Origin of the sequence: Clostridium tepidiprofundi DSM 19306, assembly GCF_001594005.1 — a bacterium.
Classification (GTDB): Bacteria; Bacillota; Clostridia; order Clostridiales; family Clostridiaceae; genus Clostridium_AC; species Clostridium_AC tepidiprofundi.
Map to the genome: position 1 here is coordinate 247,086 of NZ_LTBA01000001.1, position 22,128 is coordinate 269,213.

Annotated in this window: 25 protein-coding genes; 3 read left to right on the top strand and 22 right to left on the bottom strand. The window is 28.7% G+C overall.

From position 1 onward, the window contains the following. Nucleotides 1-92 precede the first annotated feature (92 nt). The gene (locus CLTEP_RS01310) at nucleotides 93-461 is read left to right on the top strand and encodes a YraN family protein (RefSeq protein ID WP_066821368.1); all 369 of its coding nucleotides are present in this window, start codon (nucleotides 93-95) and stop codon (nucleotides 459-461) included. 21 nt (nucleotides 462-482) lie between these two features. Here CLTEP_RS01310 and CLTEP_RS01315 read toward each other — a convergent pair whose 3' ends face one another. From CLTEP_RS01315 to pta, 19 genes are all read right to left on the bottom strand, one after another. Continuing rightward, nucleotides 483-1,301, bottom strand: a complete 819-nt coding sequence (locus CLTEP_RS01315) for a ribonuclease HII (protein ID WP_084364540.1) — start codon at nucleotides 1,299-1,301, stop codon at nucleotides 483-485. A gap of 88 nt (nucleotides 1,302-1,389) precedes the next feature. Continuing rightward, nucleotides 1,390-2,232 carry a ribosome biogenesis GTPase YlqF gene (ylqF, locus tag CLTEP_RS01320; protein WP_066821371.1) on the bottom strand — a complete coding sequence of 281 codons (843 nt, stop codon included), beginning with the start codon at nucleotides 2,230-2,232 and terminating at the stop codon, nucleotides 1,390-1,392. Nucleotides 2,233-2,304: 72 nt separating this feature from the next. After that, nucleotides 2,305-2,649, bottom strand: coding sequence for a 50S ribosomal protein L19 (gene rplS, locus CLTEP_RS01325; protein ID WP_066821374.1), 345 nt, complete (start codon nucleotides 2,647-2,649; stop codon nucleotides 2,305-2,307). Between the two features lie 116 nt (nucleotides 2,650-2,765). Then, nucleotides 2,766-3,476: a tRNA (guanosine(37)-N1)-methyltransferase TrmD gene (trmD, locus tag CLTEP_RS01330; RefSeq protein WP_066821376.1), complete on the bottom strand. Its 711-nt coding sequence runs from the start codon at nucleotides 3,474-3,476 to the stop codon at nucleotides 2,766-2,768. Next, nucleotides 3,473-3,973 carry a ribosome maturation factor RimM gene (rimM, locus tag CLTEP_RS01335; protein ID WP_066821378.1) on the bottom strand — a complete coding sequence of 167 codons (501 nt, stop codon included), beginning with the start codon at nucleotides 3,971-3,973 and terminating at the stop codon, nucleotides 3,473-3,475. Before rimM ends, trmD begins: the two co-directional genes overlap by 4 nt. Before the next feature lie 157 nt (nucleotides 3,974-4,130). Beyond that, on the bottom strand, nucleotides 4,131-4,358 hold the full coding sequence (locus CLTEP_RS01340; RefSeq protein WP_066821380.1) for a KH domain-containing protein: 228 nt from the start codon (nucleotides 4,356-4,358) through the stop codon (nucleotides 4,131-4,133). Nucleotides 4,359-4,379: 21 nt separating this feature from the next. Next, nucleotides 4,380-4,625: a 30S ribosomal protein S16 gene (gene rpsP, locus CLTEP_RS01345; protein WP_066821382.1), complete on the bottom strand. Its 246-nt coding sequence runs from the start codon at nucleotides 4,623-4,625 to the stop codon at nucleotides 4,380-4,382. Nucleotides 4,626-4,666: 41 nt separating this feature from the next. Next, nucleotides 4,667-6,016, bottom strand: coding sequence for a signal recognition particle protein (ffh, locus tag CLTEP_RS01350; RefSeq protein WP_066821385.1), 1,350 nt, complete (start codon nucleotides 6,014-6,016; stop codon nucleotides 4,667-4,669). Nucleotides 6,017-6,025: 9 nt separating this feature from the next. Continuing rightward, complete coding sequence (locus CLTEP_RS01355; RefSeq protein WP_066821387.1) at nucleotides 6,026-6,367, bottom strand: putative DNA-binding protein; 342 nt, start codon at nucleotides 6,365-6,367, stop codon at nucleotides 6,026-6,028. Between the two features lie 95 nt (nucleotides 6,368-6,462). After that, nucleotides 6,463-7,374: a signal recognition particle-docking protein FtsY gene (gene ftsY, locus CLTEP_RS01360; protein WP_066821389.1), complete on the bottom strand. Its 912-nt coding sequence runs from the start codon at nucleotides 7,372-7,374 to the stop codon at nucleotides 6,463-6,465. A gap of 13 nt (nucleotides 7,375-7,387) precedes the next feature. Continuing rightward, nucleotides 7,388-10,957, bottom strand: a complete 3,570-nt coding sequence (smc, locus tag CLTEP_RS01365) for a chromosome segregation protein SMC (protein ID WP_066821393.1) — start codon at nucleotides 10,955-10,957, stop codon at nucleotides 7,388-7,390. A 163-nt stretch (nucleotides 10,958-11,120) separates the two neighbouring features. Continuing rightward, nucleotides 11,121-12,200 carry an elongator complex protein 3 gene (locus CLTEP_RS01370; protein WP_066821399.1) on the bottom strand — a complete coding sequence of 360 codons (1,080 nt, stop codon included), beginning with the start codon at nucleotides 12,198-12,200 and terminating at the stop codon, nucleotides 11,121-11,123. Next, entirely contained in the window at nucleotides 12,190-12,903 is a 714-nt protein-coding gene (gene rnc, locus CLTEP_RS01375) for a ribonuclease III (protein ID WP_066821402.1), read from the bottom strand. The genes CLTEP_RS01370 and rnc overlap by 11 nt, the downstream gene beginning before the upstream one ends. Nucleotides 12,904-12,961: 58 nt before the next feature. Next, nucleotides 12,962-13,195 carry an acyl carrier protein gene (acpP, locus tag CLTEP_RS01380; protein WP_066821404.1) on the bottom strand — a complete coding sequence of 78 codons (234 nt, stop codon included), beginning with the start codon at nucleotides 13,193-13,195 and terminating at the stop codon, nucleotides 12,962-12,964. Between the two features lie 124 nt (nucleotides 13,196-13,319). Then, nucleotides 13,320-14,324: a phosphate acyltransferase PlsX gene (gene plsX, locus CLTEP_RS01385; RefSeq protein ID WP_066821407.1), complete on the bottom strand. Its 1,005-nt coding sequence runs from the start codon at nucleotides 14,322-14,324 to the stop codon at nucleotides 13,320-13,322. A gap of 130 nt (nucleotides 14,325-14,454) precedes the next feature. After that, complete coding sequence (rpmF, locus tag CLTEP_RS01390) at nucleotides 14,455-14,637, bottom strand: 50S ribosomal protein L32 (RefSeq protein WP_066821410.1); 183 nt, start codon at nucleotides 14,635-14,637, stop codon at nucleotides 14,455-14,457. Nucleotides 14,638-14,670: 33 nt separating this feature from the next. After that, nucleotides 14,671-15,201: a YceD family protein gene (locus CLTEP_RS01395; protein WP_066821413.1), complete on the bottom strand. Its 531-nt coding sequence runs from the start codon at nucleotides 15,199-15,201 to the stop codon at nucleotides 14,671-14,673. A gap of 186 nt (nucleotides 15,202-15,387) precedes the next feature. Continuing rightward, the gene (locus CLTEP_RS01400) at nucleotides 15,388-16,578 is read right to left on the bottom strand and encodes an acetate kinase (RefSeq protein ID WP_066821417.1); all 1,191 of its coding nucleotides are present in this window, start codon (nucleotides 16,576-16,578) and stop codon (nucleotides 15,388-15,390) included. Nucleotides 16,579-16,606: 28 nt separating this feature from the next. Beyond that, a complete protein-coding gene (gene pta / locus CLTEP_RS01405) occupies nucleotides 16,607-17,605 on the bottom strand; it encodes a phosphate acetyltransferase (protein ID WP_066821420.1) in 999 nt (332 codons plus the stop codon). 422 nt (nucleotides 17,606-18,027) lie between these two features. Here pta and CLTEP_RS01410 point away from each other — a divergent pair, with 422 nt between their 5' ends. Next, nucleotides 18,028-19,260 carry a nucleotidyltransferase gene (locus CLTEP_RS01410; RefSeq protein ID WP_066821421.1) on the top strand — a complete coding sequence of 411 codons (1,233 nt, stop codon included), beginning with the start codon at nucleotides 18,028-18,030 and terminating at the stop codon, nucleotides 19,258-19,260. 111 nt (nucleotides 19,261-19,371) lie between these two features. Continuing rightward, on the top strand, nucleotides 19,372-20,508 hold the full coding sequence (ylbJ, locus tag CLTEP_RS01415; RefSeq protein ID WP_066821888.1) for a sporulation integral membrane protein YlbJ: 1,137 nt from the start codon (nucleotides 19,372-19,374) through the stop codon (nucleotides 20,506-20,508). Here the strand turns inward: ylbJ and CLTEP_RS01420 are convergent. Genes CLTEP_RS01420 through rsmD form a run of 3 tightly spaced genes read right to left on the bottom strand, consistent with a single transcriptional unit; the run spans nucleotide 20,491 to nucleotide 22,076 of the window. Continuing rightward, nucleotides 20,491-21,015 (bottom strand): ATPase, encoded by a 525-nt coding sequence (locus CLTEP_RS01420; protein ID WP_066821424.1) that lies wholly within the window; start codon nucleotides 21,013-21,015, stop codon nucleotides 20,491-20,493. The genes ylbJ and CLTEP_RS01420 overlap by 18 nt on opposite strands. Before the next feature lie 25 nt (nucleotides 21,016-21,040). Continuing rightward, entirely contained in the window at nucleotides 21,041-21,517 is a 477-nt protein-coding gene (gene coaD, locus CLTEP_RS01425) for a pantetheine-phosphate adenylyltransferase (protein WP_066821426.1), read from the bottom strand. A 1-nt stretch (nucleotide 21,518) separates the two neighbouring features. After that, complete coding sequence (gene rsmD / locus CLTEP_RS01430) at nucleotides 21,519-22,076, bottom strand: 16S rRNA (guanine(966)-N(2))-methyltransferase RsmD (protein ID WP_066821429.1); 558 nt, start codon at nucleotides 22,074-22,076, stop codon at nucleotides 21,519-21,521. Nucleotides 22,077-22,128: the final 52 nt, after the last annotated feature.

The window sequence follows — 22,128 nt, forward strand, 5'->3', positions numbered from 1 at the left end:
TTAATTTTAAATATTTAGAATTAAAATATTCAATATGTCAATAATTTAAGTATATTAATTGATTAAATCTTAAAAAGTATGGGAGTTTTTTCATGAAACATTTAAAAAAAGATATAGGAACATTAGGGGAAAATATCGCAGAAGATTATTTACTTAAAAATGGCTATAAAATATTATGCAAAAATTTTTATTGTAAAATTGGTGAAATAGATTTAATATGTCAGTATGAAGATATTATCTGCATTATAGAAGTAAAAAGTCGCTATAATACAAAATTCGGTTCACCTTCTGAAGCTATTAATTATAGAAAACAAAGAAAAATCATAAAATCTTCTCAGTATTATTTGCTTAAAAATGGCTTAACTAAATCAAATGTAAGATTCGATGTTATAGAGGTGCTGCTAAATTATAAAAATACTTGTTTTCGTATAAATCATATTAAAAATGCCTTTATAACATAGAAAAAGAACTAGTAAATTTTTCTAGCTCTTTTTTATAATATTCTTTATAAAACTTTCTCTATGTATATCGCATTTGCCATACATTTTAATTGCATTAATATGATTGGTAGTTCCATATCCAACATTATTAACAAAATCATAATTTGGATATTTTTCTGCATATTTTTGCATAATTGCATCTCTATAAACTTTTGCAATAATAGATGCACATGCTATTGAAGCACTCTTAAGATCTCCTTTAATAACAGCCTTATTGTTTACATCAAAATTCTTAATTTCATAACCATCACTAAGAACAAAATCAGGTTTAACTTTTAATCCATGCACAGCATCAATAAAAACCTGATTATTACACCAACTAATCCCTTTCTTATCAATTATGTCATTATCAATTCTTGCAATACTAAAGGATATTGCTTTATTTTTAATTATTTCAGCAAGTAATTGTCTTTTTTGAACTGATAATTTTTTGGAATCATTTATATACAAAATGAGTTCTTTGTAACTTACATAATCTAATTTTAAAATAACCGCCGCAGCAACTATAGGACCTGCTAATGGACCTCTTCCAACCTCATCAACTCCAGCTATATATTTATATTCACCATAAGATTTATCAAAATCATACATATTTTTAACTCTTTCAATTTCTTTGAAATATCTTTTTAGGCTACCATCTAATTTGATAGCTAATTTTTGTACTGATTTTCTAGTATCATTTTTTAATGAACATATAAAATCTTTTATCATTTGGACATCATAATCATGAATACTTTGTTCAGTATTTATTACTATGTCCTTAATCTCATTAACTTTCATTTTATTTATATCAATTATCATAATATCATCCTTTATCAATTCTATAAGGTTCTCCACTTCTATAAATGTGAATATGAAGTTTTTTACTTTAATAAAATGAGTTCACTCTTTAAAGTTTGTCTAAAGATATTCCACCAAGCTTTCCTGCTCTGAATTCATCTAAAAGCATAACTGCTGTCCTATTATAATCAATGTTTCCTCCAGAAAGTATTGCTCCTCTTTTTCGGCCTATATTTTCCATATTATTGAGAGCATTTTCATCAAGACTATCCAGTTTATATCTATTTATTAATCTTTCAGGATACTCCCTCTGTAAAACTTCTATTAACTTAAGCGCAAGTTCCTCAATATCCATAATCTCATCTTTAATAGCCCCTGTAAATGCTAAATTTAAACCAACATTTTCATCTTCAAATTTAGGCCAAAGAACCCCTGGAGTATCTAATAATTCAATACCTATTTTAGTTTTAATCCATTGATTGTTTTTAGTAACACCTGGCTTATCACCTGTCTTTGCAATTTTATTATTTGCCATCTTATTAATAAATGATGATTTACCTACATTAGGTATACCTACAACCATTGCCCTTACAGTAATTCTTTTTAATCCTTTAGCTTTTAATCTATCATGCTTTTCTTTTAATAATTCTAAAAGTGCAGGTTTTATATTTCTTAATCCTTTTCCAGTTACACTATTAGTTTCAATAACTTTTATATTATTCTTTGTAAGATACTTAATCCATTCCTTAGTTATTTTTTCCTCACTTAAATCTGCCTTATTTAATAAAATTATTCTTGGTTTATTCATGCATATATCATCTATATCAGGATTAGCACTAGAAGTTACTATTCTTGCATCTCTAATTTCAATTACAGCATCAACTAATTTAAGATTTTCTTTTATTTTTCTTCTAGTCTTAGCCATATGTCCTGGATACCAGTTAATTGCCATATTATCATATCCTTTCTATATTAAAATACTCATTTGTATCAATGTATAAAAAAAAGGACTATATAGCCCTTTTTATATTCTTTCCTTTACTTTTGCTGCCTTACCTACTCTATCTCTTAAGTAGTATAACTTAGCTCTTCTTACCTTACCTCTTCTTGTTACCTGTATTTTTTCAATAAAAGGTGTATTCATTGGGAAAGTTCTTTCAACAGCAGTTCCGTAAGCTACTCTTCTTACAGTAAATGTCTCTCTGATTCCACCATTCTGCTTTTTAATAACAGTTCCTTCAAATGCCTGGATCCTTTCCTTATTACCTTCTTTAATTCTTACAAAAACTTTTACATTATCTCCAACATTGAAGCTAGGTAAGTCTGTTCTGATTTGTTCTTTTTCAATTTCTCTAATTATATCTTGCATATGTACTACCTCCCATATAATATTAGACGCTCATAATCAAAGCATTGACAGCGGAACGCCTGGATTAGCACGACCTATATTTTATCACACTAAATTATTTATTGCAATATATTTTTTTATTTTTTTCGTAATAGTTTTTTGTCTTCATCAGTTAATTGAACCTTCTTAAATAAATCATATCTATATTTTCTAGTAACTTCTAATGATTTTAACCTTCTCCATTTTCTTATGTTTTCATGGTGTCCTGATAATAAAATTTCAGGTACTGATTCTCCTTCAAAAATTTCAGGTCTAGTATACTGAGGATATTCTAAAAGTCCTCCATAAAATGATTCATCTTCATAACTTATTTTTGATGATAAAACACCGGGAACTAATCTGCAAATACTATCTATTATTGGAATACATGCAGCTTCTCCTCCAGTTAATATAAAATCTCCCAATGAAATCTCTTCATCTATACATTTTCTTGCTCTTTCGTCAATACCTTCATAATGCCCACATAAGAAAATTAACTCATTTTCATTTGCTAATCTTTTAGCAACTTCTTGATTAAATGTCTTTCCTCTTGGTCCTAAATAAACTACTTTACCTTTGCTTTTTTTCTTTACACTTCTTATACAATCCACAATTGGTTGTGCCTTCATAAGCATACCGGCACCACCACCATATGGATAATCATCAACTTTTTTATGTTTATCTAATGAATAGTCCCTTATGTTATGGATATTAATAGACACTATTCCTTTTTGTTTTGCCCTACCAATTATACTACAATCAAAAATTTTAAATACCTCAGGAAACAATGTAAGTATATCTATATTCATTCCATCCACTCTTTTACAGGCTTAATTATAATTTTCTTATTTTCAATATCTATTTTCTGTACAATAGTCTTTAAAGCTGGAATTAGTAATTCCTTCTTATCTTTGCCTTCCTTTATCCAATAAACATCATTGCTTCCTGTTTCGATAACGTCATAAACTTTTCCAAGCTCTTTACCATTTTCTTCATATACTGAGCAATCTATAATATCCGCAACATAAAATTCTCCCTCTGAAAGCTTTATTGCATCTTCTCTTTGTATATACAGATATTTGTTTTTATATTTTTCTGCTTCTTCAATGGTATCTATACCTTCAATCTTTAATACAATCCTTTTGCTTTGAAATTTACATCCCAGTACTCTCTTTTCTATATCATCTATGAAAACTGTTTTCAGTTTCTTAAACCTATTCACATCAGCAGTTAACGGAAGTACCTTTACTTCTCCTTTTATACCATGAGTTTTTGAAATCTGACCTATGATAATAAAATCTTCCACTAGACATGCTCCTTTCGTGTGAACTCGTCACACTTAATAATTCATTAAAATAGTTGCATTAAATTGTAATGTGAAGTAAATATGAAATATTTTGCCACATATGCAAATGAAACAAGAGCTAGGCCATCCCTAACTCTCGTAATAAACTAAATATTAACTAAATTATTTCAACAACAACCCTTTTATTTTCCCTAATAGCTGCTGCCTTAACAACAGTTCTAATAGCTTTTGCTATTCTTCCCTGTTTACCAATAACTTTACCCATATCATCAGGAGACACTTTTAACTCTAAAATTATAGATTGTTCTCCTACAACTTCATTGACCTGCACCATTTCTGGATTGTCAACTAATGATTTGGCAATTACCTCCAACAATTCTTTCATATTGAGATACGCCTCCATTCATTACTTAGAAATACCTGCATTATTAAAAAGTCTTTTAACGGTATCTGAAGGTTGTGCACCATTATTTAACCATTTAACTGCTTTTTCTTCATTTATCTTTACAGTAACTGGTTCAGTTGTTGGATTGTAATATCCTATTTCTTCTATAAATCTTCCATCTCTAGGAAATCTTGAATCAGCAACAACAATTCTATAGAAAGGAGCTTTTTTTGCACCCATTCTTCTTAGTCTGATTTTTACTGCCATGTTCTCACCTCCTTTTAATGAATTATTTGTATTTAAAAATTCTAAAATGGTAACTTTCCAAAAATATTTTTCATTTTACCCTTTTGTGGGCCATTCATTTTCTTCATCATTTTTTTCATCATTTCAAAATCTTTTAATAGTTTATTAACCTGTTGTACCGTAGTACCAGAACCTTTAGCAATTCTTTTCTTTCTCGATGAAGATGAACTAATAAGACTAGGATGTTTCCTCTCTTGTAAAGTCATAGATTTTATTATAGCTTCTATTTTAACTATTTCCTTCTCACTCTGACTAAAATCTATATCCTTAAGCTGCTTAGTATTAACTCCTGGAATCATTTCAATCAATTTATTAAGAGGTCCTAATTTTTTCATCTGCTGCATAGACAAAAGAAAATCCTCAAAATTAAATTCCTTTGTAAGCATTTTATTTCCAAGCTCTAAAGCTTCTTTTTCATCAATTGCTTGTCGAGCTTTTTCAATCAAAGAGAGAACATCTCCCATTCCTAAAATTCTTGATGCCATCCTATCAGGATAAAACACCTCTAAATCATTAAGTTTTTCACCAACTCCTACAAACTTAATTGGTTTTTCAGTAACAGCTCTAATTGATAAAGCTGCACCACCCCTAGTATCGCCATCAAGTTTTGTTAGTATTACACCTGTTATACCCAACTGCTCATCAAAACTCTTTGAAACATTTACAGCATCTTGACCTGTCATTGCATCGACAACAAGCAGTATTTCATTAGGACTGATACTATTCTCAATATCTTTCAATTCGTCCATCAATGCTTCATCTATATGAAGTCTTCCTGCAGTATCTATAATAACAACATTATAACCATTATCTTTAGCATGCCCAATTGCTGCTTTAGAAATATCTACTGGACTTACCTTGTCTCCCATGGAAAAAACAGGTATATCTATCTGTTTTCCAAGCACTTGTAATTGTTTTATAGCTGCTGGTCTATAAACATCACAAGCTACTAAAAGAGGTTTTTTATTATGCTTCCTTAGATGCAAAGCTAACTTACTAGCCATTGTTGTTTTACCTGCACCTTGAAGCCCTACTAACATAATTACTGTAAGCCCATCTTTAGAAAACTCAATTTTACTTTCATCATTTCCCATTAAAATAGATAACTCATCACTTACTATTTTTATTACCTGCTGACCCGGTGTTAAGCTTTCCATAACTTGATTGCCCATGCATTTCTCGCTAACCTTTTTTATAAAGTCCTTAACCACCTTATAGTTAACATCAGCTTCTAATAACGCCAACTTAACCTCTCGCATAGCAGTTTTTATATCTTTTTCATTAAGTTTTCCTTTTCCCTTTAACTTTTTCAATGTATCTTGTAATTTGGTTGATAACCCTTCAAATAACATAGGAACCTCCTAATGAATCTCTTTTAAATCATCAATAATTCTATCAACTGCCTTCTGTATATCTATATCACCATTAATGAGTAAATTTAAATTTTCAACAATATCCTTCTTAACATTATCGACAAAAAACTGTCTTTCTAATAAGTGTAATTTACTCTCATATTCAAACAAAAATTTTTCTCCTCTTTTGAGCAAATCATGTATTGCCTGTCTACTTGTATTATTATTTTCTGCAATTTCTGCAAGCGACAAATCATCATTATAATACAAATCCATTATATCTCTTTGCTTGTCAGTCAACAATTCTCCATAAAAATCAAGCAATAATGATATTTCAAATCTTTTTTCCATAAAATCACCCAATCAACAATGGATATGATATCAAACTTTTTAGAAGGTGTCAAGTATTTTTACTTAACACCTTTCTAAATTTACTCTTAAATTTACTAGAAAAGTGCTTCAACAAATTCTCTTGCATCAAATTCCTGTAGATCATCTATTCCTTCTCCAACACCAATGAACTTGACTGGAATGTTTAATTGACTTTTAATAGATATAACCACTCCACCTTTTGCTGTACCATCCAACTTAGTTAATATTATGCCGTCAATATGACATACTTCCATAAATTGTTTTGCTTGCTGTACAGCATTCTGTCCTGTAGTTGCATCTAGAACAAGTAAAGTTTCCATATTAGCTTCTGAATACTCTCGTGCTATAACTCTGTTAATCTTTTCAAGCTCATTCATAAGATTTTTCTTGTTGTGAAGTCTTCCTGCTGTATCGCATATCAAAACATCTACATTTCTTGCTTTTGCAGCTTGAACAGCGTCAAAAACAACCGCTGCAGGGTCAGAACCTTCTTGATGTTTAACTATTGCTACTCCTGCTCTTTTGCTCCAAATCTCAAGCTGTTCAATAGCAGCTGCTCTAAAAGTATCCGCTGCCGCTAAAAGCACTTTATAATTTTCATTTTTTATTCTTGATGCAATTTTACCTATCGAAGTAGTCTTGCCCACACCATTTACACCAATAACAAGCATTACTTTAGGAGTAACAATATTTTTAATATCATTTGTTGATTCTCCTAAAATTTCTATTATTACTTCTTTTAAATAAAATTTTACTTCTGATGGATCCTTTACTTTATTTTCTTTTATCTTATCTTTCAATTTTTCTATAATATCAACCGTCGTCTCATATCCAATATCTGACATGATCAATACTTCTTCTAATTCTTCATACATTTCATCATCAATTGTAACAGATAAATTAAGTACTTCTGTAATTTTTTCAGTAAAAGTGTCCCTAGTTTTTGTAAGTCCACCCTTAAGTTTATTAAAAAATTTACCAAACATTTTGCCACCTCTTTTAACTTATTAATTGTTCAGCTAAATCCACTGATACAATTTTTGAAACACCTTTTTCCTCCATAGTTACTCCATAAAGAACATCACTAGCTTCCATTGTACCTTTTCTATGTGTTATAACGATAAATTGAATATCACCAGAAAATTTTCTTAAAAATTGAGCATATCTATAAACATTTGCATCATCAAGTGCTGCTTCTATCTCATCTAAAATACAAAATGGTGTTGGTTTCATCTTCAATATAGCAAAAAGCAAAGCAATAGCCGATAATACTTTTTCTCCACCAGACATAAGATTTATATTTTGAAGTTTTTTACCTGGAGGTTGAACACTTATTTCGATATTTGAATTGAGTTCATCTCCATCTGATAAAATCAAATCGGCACTTCCACCTTTAAACAATTCTTTAAAAGTTTCATCAAAATACTTCCTAAGTTTTTCAAAATTTTGCTTGAATACAACTTTCATCTTTTCAGTCATTTCATTTATTATATCTAATATCTCCATTTTAGAAGTTATAAGATCTTCCCTTTGTTCACTTAAAAATTTATGTTTTTCATTCACTTCTTTATATTCTTCAATGGCACCAACATTTACAAATCCCATATCCGAAATCATCTTTTTTGTTTTAGAAATATCTAATTTTAATCTATTAAAGTCTTTTATATCCTTTTTTAGATCTAAAGCTTCGGCATAAGTTAATTCCATTTCATTATTTAATTTTGAAAAAAGCATTTCCTTCTCAGATTCAAATCTAGTAAGATTCAACTGAAGTTTGTATAAATGATTCTCATGATTTTTTATAACTGCTAAAATCTTATCTAGCTTTTCGTAATTAACATTTGCTTTTTCTTTAAGCTTTAACCTTTGCATATCATGTGATTCAAATTTTTCTTCATAATCCTTTATTACTTGAATCGTATCCATATGCTTTATCTTTTTCTCTCCTAATTCTTTTATACACATATCCTTAATTTTAATACTATTATGTATTTCTTCAATCAATTTTTGATATTTTGTATTATATTCCAATATTTCATTTTCTATTCTTTTAATATTTTGTTTTTTGTTTATAACACTTTCATCGCACTTAGCTTTTTTAATTTTAATTCCTGTCAAATCATTCTTAATGCTTTCTATATTGTTTAACCTATCCTTAAGCTGTAATTCCAAATTTTCTATTTTTTCTTTTAGTTCATCACTTATCAAATTTTTATTTTTAATTTCAACATTGATGCTAGAAATAGCTCTTTTATTTTTATGGATTTCGTTATTGATAGATTTCATTTCTTTTCGTATATCCATCAATAAATTATTTATATTAGAATTATCTTGTTCAATAGCAGTAAGTTTGGCTTGAGTTTTTGTTAGTTCGATATTTTGAAAATGAATTTCATCTTTTAAATTTAAATTTTCCTCATCTAACTTTGAAATCAAATTATTATACTTTATTATTTCTTGTTTAATATCATTTAATTTATTTGATATTATTACTTTTTGATTTTCTAAGTAAGCTATTTCCCTTTTTCTACTGAATACATTAGTGTTTTTCTTATATACACTACCACCAGTTAATGAGCCGCCAGGATTTATTAACTCTCCGCCAAGCGTAACAATTTTGTATTGATAATTTGCACTTTTAGCAAATTCCAAAGCATTATCCATATTATTTACAATAATAACTTTACCCAATACATATTCAATAGCCTTAACAAATTTTTTATCATACTTTATCAAATCAGATGCTATACCAATAACACCATTATGCTTTATAACACTTCCACTATTGTTTATTTTTCTCCCTTGTATTATGTTGAGAGGTAAGAAAGTCGCCCTACCTAAATTCCTATTTTTAAGATAAGAAATCAATTTTTTAGCAACATCATCATCATCAGTTATGATATTTGAAATAGCAGCACCTAATGCTATTTCAATGGCAGTTTCATATTCCTTATCTACTGCAATAACCTCACCCAATACAAAAGTCTTATTTTTTGTACCAGCAACATACCCTTTATTTACATGTTGCATAAGTTGCTTAACTGCTCTAGTATATCCCTCATATTGATTATTTAAATTAACAAGTACACTATGATTAGCTTCTATCCTTTGAAATTCCTTATTTAAATCTACATTACTTTTTTGTTTTTTCGATAACTCTCGTCTATACTTTGATAGATTATTATTATTTAAATCTATTGTAGTTTGTATTTCATCAATCGTCTTAGAAATGTTATCAATCTCTACCTTAATATTTTTTTTTGTACTTAAGTTTATCTTCAATTTATTTGAATATCCATTCATATCTATTTCAAGCTTTTGTTTTCTAGATACTAACATTTCAATATCTTTGTTCAATAAAGTAATATCACTATTGTGTTTGCTTAATTCTGATTCTAATAATACTTTTTTATTTTTAAATCTATCTAACATATTGTTTTCTTTAGCTATTGAAGTACTCAAAACATCTACTTTTTGTTCAAAATCCTTAATTTGTTGATATAATTTATTTTGGTATGTTTGCAATTCACTTAATGTGCTACTTTCAACATCATAATTTTTCTTAATTATTTCTTTTTTGTTATTTATGTTGTTTAATTCATCATCATATTTTTCAATAGTTTCAGACAGATTTTTGATTTTTTCTTGAAGCAACTTAATATCTGATAAAATACCTTGATTCATTTCTTTAATATCAAAATATTTCTGTTTTTCAATACTTATTTTTGTATCAAAATCTTCTATCTCTTTTTCAATTTCTATTTTTTCATGTTTCAAATTATCTTTTTCTTCTATATGAGAATTTATTAAATTATTTGCTTCATCTATTTCATTTTTTACATTTAAAATCTTTTGTTCAACTTTTTCAATTGAATCAATTAATAAATTAACTTCCATGTTTTTTAATTCAGAAGACAACTTTAAAAACTTTTTAGCCTTCTCCATTTCATTTCTTAAAGGCTCTAATCTCTCCGAATAAGTACTTAAAATATCATTGATTCTAACCAAATTTTGTTCAGTATATTCAAGTCTTCTCTCTGCTTCTATTTTTCTGGTTTTAAATTTTACAATACCAGCTGCTTCTTCCATAAGTTTTCTTCTGTCTTCTGGCTTTCCATTCAATATAGCATCAATCTTACCTTGTCCAATTAGAGAATAACCTTCTTTACCAATACCAGTATCCATAAACAATTCTTGAATATCTTTTAATCTACATTTAGTATTATTAATAAAGTATTCACTTTCACCTGAACGGTAAAGCCTCCTTGTTATCTTAACATCTGAATAATCTATATCGAGTTCCTTTTGAACATTATCCAATACTAAAGAAACTTGAGCCAAACCTACCGGCTTTCTAAACTGGGTTCCTGCAAAAATTACATCTGACATTTTATCTCCTCTTAGACTTTTGACACTTTGCTCACCAAGCACCCATCTTACTGCATCAGAAATATTACTTTTTCCGCTTCCATTTGGTCCTACAACTGCGGTTATTCCCTTCTTAAATTCTAATTCTGTTTTATCAGCAAAAGATTTAAATCCTCTTATTTCTATTGATTTTAGAAACATAAATATAGTCCCCTACTTTCTATCTTGCGAATACAGATAAAAGAGTTCCTAATATAAAAACTGCTAATGTCAAATACGCAAATACTTTTGTTGCAATTCTGCTCTGTTTCCTGTTCATAATTTACCTCCAAATATATAAGTTTAATAATTAACCAAACAGTACTTAAAAGCTAAATCTTTTAGATGTATACTCTCTTAAAGAAGCAATTTTAAACACATCTCCAACCTCAATTACAATAGTTCCTCTATTAACATCCATATCTTGCTTAATGTTTATTTTGTTAGAAGGTATTTTCTTCAGCATATCATTAAAGTATTTTTTACTATTTGCAAATAATTTAGAAACATCCTTACCATTGATGCGTAAATTAATATTGCAATTATTAAATTGATTTATTTCATCAAATAACATGTCATTCATCAAACTTCCTTCTACCAATTCACGAAAAGCAGGATGAAAAGGACCAGCGACAACTTCTGCATTAACATTTATCTCTTTTGTAGGTTGAAGCCCTATCCTTATAATATCTATACCCTCGTTCAAAAACATACCATAAATAGTCTTGCATATATCGACAGCTTCTTCAATAGAATAAGGTTTATATATTCCCTTATCATACATTATTTCCATTGGAGTGTTTTTAACAATTATGGTAGGATATATTCTGCATATATCAGGTTTCATTGAAATAATATTTTTAGCAGTTATAATATCCTTTTCAAAACTATCTCCTGGCAAACCAAGCATTATCTGATGCCCTAGCGTAAAACCATATTTTTTAATCAACTCAGAAGCATAAACAACATCATTTGCCGTATGTCCTCTCCCAGATTTAATCAAGACTTCTTCATCAAGAGATTGTACACCTAATTCGATTATATCTACACAATATTTCTTTAAATTACTTAATATATATTCATCAATATAATCTGGCCTTGTAGAAAGCCTTATATAATCAACATATCCTAACTTTTTAAATCTTTTCGCTTCTTCAAGTAATTCATTCTGTTTATCAATAGGAATTGCCGTAAAAGTACCTCCAAAGAATGAAATCTCGACCACAGCATTTGAAAACTTTTTTTTGTTTATTGTTTTTAAATAAGTCTCTACAGTTCTTTTAACAAAATGAGCATTAACCATTTCAGAAACACCTGTAATTGTGTTTTGATTGCAAAATACACAATTATGCGGACAACCCTCATGTGGAACAAATATCGGTATTATATAGTGTCTATTGCTCATTTTTCCCCTCCAAATCCAATACTACTTTCTTTGCTGCATTTTGTTCAGCATCCTTTTTAGAATATCCTGTTCCAAAACCTAAACAATTATCGTTCACATTTATTTCAACATAAAATTTAGGTCTATGTGCAGGACCTTCTATGTTTAAAAGATTATAGTTAATAGAAACCTCTCCATTTCTTTGAAGCATTTCTTGTAACTTAGTTTTATAATCCAATACAATTTCATCTCTACTAGCCTTTTTAATGAGTTCCTTAAAATTATCGATTATAAACTTTCTAGTAACATCAATTCCCTTGTCTTTATATACTGCCGCAATCACAGCTTCAACACAATCCGCTAATATTGAAGTTCTTGTTCTTCCACCTGTTGCTTCTTCTCCTTTGCTCATTATAATGTAATTTCCCAAATTCCACATTTCAGCAATTTCAAATAATGAATTTTCGCATACAATTAGTGCTCTCAGCTTAGTCAAATCCCCTTCAGATTTGTCTTTGAAGTTATTAAATAAATACTCTGAAATTATAAGTTCCAAAACTGCATCACCAAGATATTCTAATCTTTCATTATACTTTATGCCTCTTCTTTCATTTGCAAAAGAACTATGTGTTAATGCTATTTTTATTATATTTTTATCATTAAATTTAATATTTATTTCTTCTTCAAACTTACTTATTATATCTTCTATACTGCTCACTTTCATTTCTCCTTAAGAAAAAAATCATTAATTAGAATTTAAAATCCCGCCTAAGCGGGACTAATTACTCTTCAACACGAGACTTAATGTATTCAACTACATCTCCAACAGTTGAAACCTTTTCAGCATCTTCATCTGGAATTTCAATGTCGAATTCTTCTTCAAGAGCCATTATTAACTCTACAACATCTAAAGAATCAGCACCTAAGTCATCTATAAAAGATGAATCCAAATTAATCTCCTCTTCATCCACATTTAATTGATCAATTATAACGTTTTTTACTTTTTCTAAAACCATAAATTTACCTCCCATAATAATCAGATATATAAATTCCTCTACATAAATATTAATATGTTTAAGTTATTTTATCAACTATAAATTTTTTAATTATATAAAAATATAGTTTACAAAAATTAAGTTTTTATTCAAATTCATTATTTATTTCTTCTAATTCACTTTTAATACTCTCAATTATTTTATTATTATAATATTTTACACTTTGAGCAATAGCATTTTTAATAGCCTTAGCATCAGAACTTCCATGTGCTTTTATACAAATTCCATCTACACCTAAAAATGCAGCACCTCCATACTCTTTATAGTCAAAATCTTTAGCTATCTTCTTAAATACTGGTTTTAACATCAATCCACCTATTTTACCTCTAAATGAAGATAACATTTCCTTTTTTATTATGCTAAATAGATTCATTGAAACTCCTTCATACATTTTTAATACGGTATTTCCAACAAATCCATCACAAACCAACACATTTACATTACCTGTAGAAATTTCTCTAGCTTCAACATTACCAACAAAATTAAATTTCATTTGTTTTAACATATTGTAAGTCTCTTTAGTGAGCTCATTACCCTTTCCTTCTTCTGTACCTATATTAACCAATCCTATGGTAGGATTATCAACACCCATAATTTTTTTGAAATATATATCGCCCATCAATGCAAACTGTATCAAATTTTTAGGTTTACATTCTGCATTTGCACCACAATCAATCACCATAAAAGGTGCATTTTTCCCTGGCATAACTGGTGCCAATGCTGGTCTATTTATACCTTTAATTCTCCCTACTATTAGAGTCGCACCAGTAAGAAACGCTCCAGTACTACCCGCAGATATTACAGCATTAGCCTCGCCGTTTTTAACCATATAGAGTGCTTTACTTAACGATGAATTTTTTTTTCTCCTAACAGCCATTGCAGGATGTTCTTCTGGGCTAATTACTTCCCTAGCATCTACAATGGTTATTTTATTAGTATTAACATTATATTTTTTCAGTTCTTTACTTATAAGTTCTTTAGGACCTGTTATAAAAATTTCTATATCATACTCTTTTTGTGCTAATACGCATCCTTCTACAATTGCATTTGGACAATTATCTCCGCCCATTCCATCTACAACAATTCTCACAATTACCACTCTCTTTCCAAAAATGAAATAATAATATAATTATATATCATTTTGTTTGTTTTATCCATATAAATAAAATACTCATTCAACAGAAACGGGCAAAGAAAAAGAAAGTCTTTCGACTTTCTTATTATTCATTAGCTGCAACAACTTCTGTGTTTTTGTAATATCCACAATTCTTACATACTCTATGAGCTAATTTCATTTCATGACATTGAGGACATTCTACTATTCCAGGCATAGTTGCCTTGAAATTAGAAGCTCTTCTTTGATCTCTTCTTCCTCTTGAAGTTTTTCTCTTTGGATGAGCCATTATAACACCTCCTTAATAAGTGCAACAAATGTATTAATTATTTTTAAATAAATCCTTCAATTTAGCAAATCTAGGATCAAAATTATCTTCTTCATTTTCTTCTAAATCAAAGTTATGATTCTGTTTACAATTGCAAGAAACATAATTAAGATTTACGCCACAATAAGGACATAGACCTTTACAATCCTCTCTGCAGAGCCTTTTAAATGGAAGTTCAAAAATAATACACGATTCAATAATTGAATCAAATTCAATTTCTTCTGAGTCAATAAAAATATGTTCATCCGATAATTTAACATCTGATGTAAATGAAACCTCTAATGGTTCATCAAATGCATGCTTGAATCTCTCCAGACATCTTGAGCAATTCAAAATCAACTCAGTTTTTATTTGACCTTTGAATTCAATTACATCGCCACTTTTGCTAAAACTTCCAGTAATAACAACTGGTTTAGAAAAGTCAATATACTCACTTCCATCAAAAAATTTTTCTTTTTCAAATTCAATATGAATATTTTTTTTAAGCTCTTGTCCTCTAAGCAATTTAGATAAATCAATCAACATAGTCAACCCTCATTTGTATGTACTTTCTTCATAACTTTTTTAGAAGCAATGAATTCAAACATAAGTTATTATATAAATAATAATAAAAAAAGTCAAGTTAATTAGCTTATAAAATTATTCTGGGCAGTAAAATCTGCCCAAAATAATAATATTTAAAAATAATATTAATAGATTATTTTGATATTTCTATTTTACTAATTCTAATGTATCTCTTGCTATCATCAATTCTTCATTTGTTGGTATTACAAACACCTTTATTTTAGAATCATCAGTACTTATTTCAACAGCTTTACCTCTAATATTATTCTTTTCTTTATCTATTTCAATTCCCATAAATTCTAAACCTTTGCATATTTCTTTACGAGATTCTTTAGAATTTTCTCCAAGACCTGCTGTAAATACAATAGCATCTACACCGTCCATCGCTGCTGCATATTCACCAATATATTTTTTCACTCTGTAATGGAATAAATCTAATGCAAGCTGTGCTCTATGATTTCCACTTTCAGCCGCAGCCTCTATATCTCTGAAGTCACTGCTAACACCAGAAACTCCAAGCACTCCTGATTTCTTATTCATAACTTTATCAACCTCTTCAGCTGATAAATTTTCTTCCCTCATTAGAAAAGGAATTATTGCAGGATCTAAATCGCCACATCTTGTACCCATTACTAATCCTTCAAGTGGTGTAAATCCCATTGATGTATCAACAGATTTACCATTTTTAATTGCTGTACAACTTGCTCCATTGCCTAAATGACAAGTTATTATTTTTAAATCTTCTATACTTTTGCCCATCATTTCTGCAGCTGCAAGTGAAACAAATTTATGAGAAGTACCGTGGAAACCATATCTTCTAATACTGTGCTTTTCATAGTATTCATATGGTAATGCATACATATATGCATGCTCTGGCATAGTTTGATGAAATGCTGTATCAAAAACTGCAACCATAGGAGTATTAGGCATTAATTTTTTACATGCATTAATACCAATAATATTTGCTGGATTATGAAGTGGTGCAAGCTTAGCACATTCCTCCAAGTTATTCATAACATCATCATCTATAATAACAGATCTATCATATTTTTCTCCACCATGAACAACTCTATGTCCAACTGCTGATATTTCTGACATGTCAGAAATCACTCCATGAGTACTATCAACTAGAGCTCCTAATACAAGCTCAACAGCCACCTGATGATCTTTCATAGGTTTCTCTATTATGTATTTTTCATCATTAACTTTTTGAGTTAGTATTGAACCTTCAATTCCTATTCTTTCCACAAGTCCTTTCGCAAGAACTTTCTCATTTTCCATATCAATTAACTGATATTTTAATGATGAACTTCCACAATTAATAACTAATATTTTCATCACTTTGTCCTCCTTAAATAAATTTATGTTATTTGCTTTGCGCTTGAACCGCTGTTACCGCAACCACATTTACTATATCTTCTGGACTGCATCCTCTAGATAAATCATTTATTGGCTTAGCAAATCCTTGACAGATCGGTCCAATTGCCTCAGCTTTAGCAAATCTTTGTACTAGTTTGTAACCAATATTACCAGCTTGTAAATCAGGGAATACTAAAACATTTGCACTTCCAGCAACTTTGCTGTTTGGTGCTTTTTGTGCTGCAACTTTTGGAACAATAGCTGCATCTAATTGTAATTCACCATCAATCATAATATCACTTCTTTGTTCTTTAGCTATTTCAGTTGCTTTTTTCACCTTATCAACTAATTCGTGACTGGCACTTCCCATTGTTGAAAATGATAACATTGCTACCTTTGGCTCTATTTTAGCTAGTCCTCTTGCACTTTCAGCTGTCGAAATAGCTATAGAAGCTAATTGTTCAGCTGTAGGATTCGGATTAACTGCACAATCTGCAAATAGTAAAAATCCATTTTCTCCATATTCACAGTTTGGAACTTCCATTAAGAAGAAACTTGATACAGCATTAATTCCTGGAGCTGTTTTTATTATTTGAAGTCCTGGTCTTAATAAATCACCTGTTGTATGAATTGCTCCTGAAACCATACCATCAGCATCATCTAATTTTACCATCATAGTTCCATAATACACAGTATCTAGAACCATCTTTTCTGCTTTATCTATAGTTACTCCTTTATGTTTCCTCAATTCATAAAGAGCTTTAGCATATTCGCTAGTTTTTTTAGATGTCTCAGGATTAACAATTTCAATTCCACTTATATCTACATTTAACTCTTTAGCTTTTTCATTAATTACATCTTCTGAACCAACTAATATCAATTCAGCTAATCCTTCATTTTTTATTTTTTCAGCAGCAACTAAAGTTCTTTCCTCTTCTCCTTCAGGAAGAACTATTCTTTTTTTATCTGCTTTAGCCATGTCATAAATTTTTTTCATGAGTTCCATAATTATTACTCCTTTCAAACTTTTAGGATTACATAAATAATATAATCTTTTGATACACATATTTCAAGTAAAATATTAAAATAAAACATTAAATTATAGATTTAGTATAACACACAATGTATATTTTAATTTGTTATATATTTAACATACTTATATGTATTAACATTATCAAATTATATATATTATTCTTTAAACGAGCAAAATTCATTACAATATATTACAAATGACTTTACAACTCAGTTTGTAATATTGAATTTTATCATTTTCATGTACTATATGATGCTTGGAAATCGCACTAAAATGTTGTTTTACATTTAATGGATTGAAATTTGCTCATTTATAGAAATTTTATATATTATTTATACAAATTTGTGATATTATAATATATAACCATTAAATAATAATTACTGGAGGTAACTTATATGAAAGTAGCAGCAATAATTGCAGAATATAATCCTCTTCATTCCGGGCATGTTTACCATATAGACAGCACAAAAAAGCTTACAAATTGCGATGCAGTTATTTGTATTATGAGTGGTAATTTTGTGCAAAGAGGTGAACCTGCTCTAATTGATAAATTTATAAGAACAAGAATGGCTCTTAAGAATGGTATAGATTTAATCATAGAATTGCCAATAGTATATAGCCTAGCTTCAGCTGAATTTTTTGCTTTTGGTGCAGTAAGCATACTAAACAGGTTAGGTATTGTTGACTATATTTCATTTGGAAGTGAAATAGGTAACGCTGAAGTTCTATACAAAATTGCTTCTGTTTTAGTAAAAGAAGATGCAAACTATAAAAAACTGTTAAAATATCACATATCTAGGGGTGAGAGATTTCCTACTGCTAGAAGTAATTCTCTAAAAGAATACTTAGCAAATAGTGATTTATTTAACAAATTTAATAATGATTCAGATAAAATATTAAATTCTTCTAATAACATTTTAGGTATTGAATACTGCAAAGCTTTGATAAAATTAAAGAGTAACATAGATGTAATAACTATTAAAAGGCAAGGCGGAGCTTACAATGAAGGTAAGTTAAATAACATATTTTCTAGTGCTACATCTATAAGAAGATACATTAAATCAAGTTCAAAAATTGATATTCTAAAAAAACATGTTCCTAATGAATCATACAATATTATAAATGAATTGATTTTATCAAATTACAGTTTCACATATCCAGATGATATGCTAAAACATTTAAAGTATAAAGCACTTACTGATTACAAGAGAGCTATAAAAAAAATCCCTGATGTTTCAGAGGGACTAGATAACAAAATTATAGATGTACTACAAAACAATAATTCTTACGAAGCTATCGTAAAAAACATTAAAAGCAAAAGATATACTTACACGAGAATATCTAGAATTCTTTGTCAATACTTTATAGGATTTGAACAATTTGATATTGACAACATGAGAAAAATGGAAGCACCTTATGCTAGAATACTAGGATTTAATAACAAAGGTAAATACATATTAAATAAAATAAAGAAAAATACAGACATAGCTCTTATTACTAATATTCCAAAATATCACAATGATTTTCTAGCTTTAGACATTCAATCAACAAAAGCTTATAGTTTATTAAATAATAATATTAAATATAACTGTGACTATATAAATAAACCCATAATAATTGATAACTAATAATATTTTGTAATCAATTCATCAATAAGTAAATATACATAGTATAAACAATTATTAGGAGTTTTTATTTTGTTAAACTTATTTTTATATATTACTATAATCATCATAATTATGTTATCTTTTAAATTGTTTAAAAATATCAAAAACAATATTTTATTAACAATAATTTCTAGTATATTTATATTGCAAATAATAATATATCCTAAAATTTGTATTCAATCAGCATTAACAGGTGCTAAACTTTTTTTTAGTAATGTCTTTCCATCTCTTTTTCCATTTTTAGTAGTTTGTAATATAATAATCTATTCCAATGGAATAGATATATATTCAAAATTATTTGGAAACATTATCTGTAAGCCATTAAGACTACCTAAACAATGTAGTTTTGTGATAATTGTTAGTGCTCTATGTGGATATCCATTAGGGGCTAAATATTCTGCTCAACTGTATGAAAAGAATATTATAGATATCAATACCTATGAAAAACTATTAAATGTAGCATCTAATGCAAGTCCATTATTCTTGATAGGTGCAGTAGGTACATCTATGTTAGGAAACCCTAAAATAGGATATCTTCTTCTGATATCAAATTATATATCATGTTTTATAATGGGTACAATCCTTAAAAATGAAGAAGTAGTTATTTCAAAATATATTCCTGAAAATATATATAAGCCAAAATCACAAAATATTGGAAGTATATTTCAGATAAGTATTGAAGACTCAATAAAAACCTCACTTATGATAGGAGGTTTTATAACTATATTTTCAGTTATTACACACATTCTAAAAAACAATGTATTATTTAAATATATATTATCAAAACTCTTCATTCAAACTTCTTTAAAACAAATTGTTGAAAGCAGTACTCTAGGATTATTAGAAATGACAAATGGGTGCAACATGATTTCATCTATTTCTCTAAATTTACTCACAAAACTTATTATAATAAGTTTTCTTGTTTCATTTAGTGGACTATCTATAATAATGCAAGTTTATTCTTTCACATACAAACACAAAATATCAATAAAAAAGTACATTTATAAAAAATTTATACAAGGATTCTTTTCTTCATTGATAACAGCATTGCTATATAAAATTTTATTCAATGACTCCGTTTCTACAACTATAAAAATAGTTAATACTAGTCATATCAGTAATGCAAATAAGTATATACCATTAACAATTAGTGTTCTAGTTACACCTGTATTAATAAAAAAACTCTTTAGATTATTTAATTTTTCTTAGTTCCTCAATATTCTTTTTAAGAACAGCATTTGTTTCGGCAACATCTTTCTCAATAGCAATAATAAAATTTTCGCACTCTTTTTTAATATTATTCAGCATAATTTTTTCTTTCTCGGTAATCTCATTTTGAATACCTGTCATTATTTCATTAGCATAATCACGTGCAGTATATTTAATTGTCTTTGCATTTCTTTGAGCTGCAGAGACAATTTCTTCTGCCTTAATATGTGCTTCTTTAACGTAGTCATGGTTGTTTATCTTCTTTCTTATTATGTCAATGCTTTCTTTTTGTATTAATTCTGCATGTTCTGTGGCTTCTTTGAGTATTCTCTCCTTTTCTTCACAAATCCACTGTGCTTTTTTAAATTCGTCAGGTAGATAATTAATTATTTGTTCAATAACCTCATTAAATTCATCATATTTAACAACTACTTTATTGGTCATTGGAATTTTAGAAGATGTGTCTAATAATTCCTGTAAATATTCCAATAATTTTATTACTTCCATAAATGCTCCCCACCTATTTATTAATTTACTTAACTCTTTTTGAAATCAACTCCACTAATTCATCTGGAACTAATCCTTCAATGCATCCTCCAAATTTTGCTACCTGTTTTACTGCAGATGAACTTAAAAAAGAATACTTAGCACTCGTCATCATAAAAACAGTTTCCTTTGTAGCATCCAGTTTATTGTTCATTAATGCCATTTGTAGCTCATATTCAAAGTCAGATACTGCCCTTAATCCCTTGACAATAACATCTATATCATTCTTATTCATAAAATCAATAAGAAGACCATTAAAGCTCACAACATTCACATTGTCATATTGTGCAATAACTTTTTTAATTAATTCCACTCTTTCATCAATATCAAACATACCTTTTTTATCCGGATTTACAAGAACAGCCACTGTAAGTTCATCAAAAAGCTTTGAAGCTCTCTCAATAATGTCTAGGTGCCCATTTGTAATTGGATCAAATGAGCCCGGATATACTGCCTTTTTCATATTAGTCCTCCCTATGCTTATAAAAAACAACTGTTGTGTTTCCATATTTTCTCTTATCCGAAAGTTTTATAATGTCATTACCCTCAAAAATATCCTCTCCTGAATCTATCTTACATACTATCAAGCCATCATTTTTCAATAACTTGTAGTCTGAAACAATGTCAATTGCTGGAGGTATCATATCCTTTGCATATGGCGGATCTATAAAAATCAAATCAAAAACAATTTTCTCATCCGCAAACTTTTTAAGCCACTCATATGAATCACCTTTGCAGCATTTACATATGCCCTTAAATTTTAAATTCTCTACATTTTTCTTTAATAAAGAAAATGTTGTATCATTCCTATCAATTAAATAACACTTTTCTGCTCCCCTACTCGCTGCTTCAAGACCAAGACTCCCAGTACCTGCAAAAATATCTGCAACAACTGCACCTCTTACTCTATTCTGTATAATATTAAATATAGATTCTTTTACACGATCAAGAGTAGGACGAGTCACATCCCCTTCTGGAGGCAAAATCTTTCTTCCTTTAGCAATACCAGAAATAATTCTCACTATTGTATCTCCCTTCTTATTTCAAGTAACGTAAACATTTTAGCATATACGA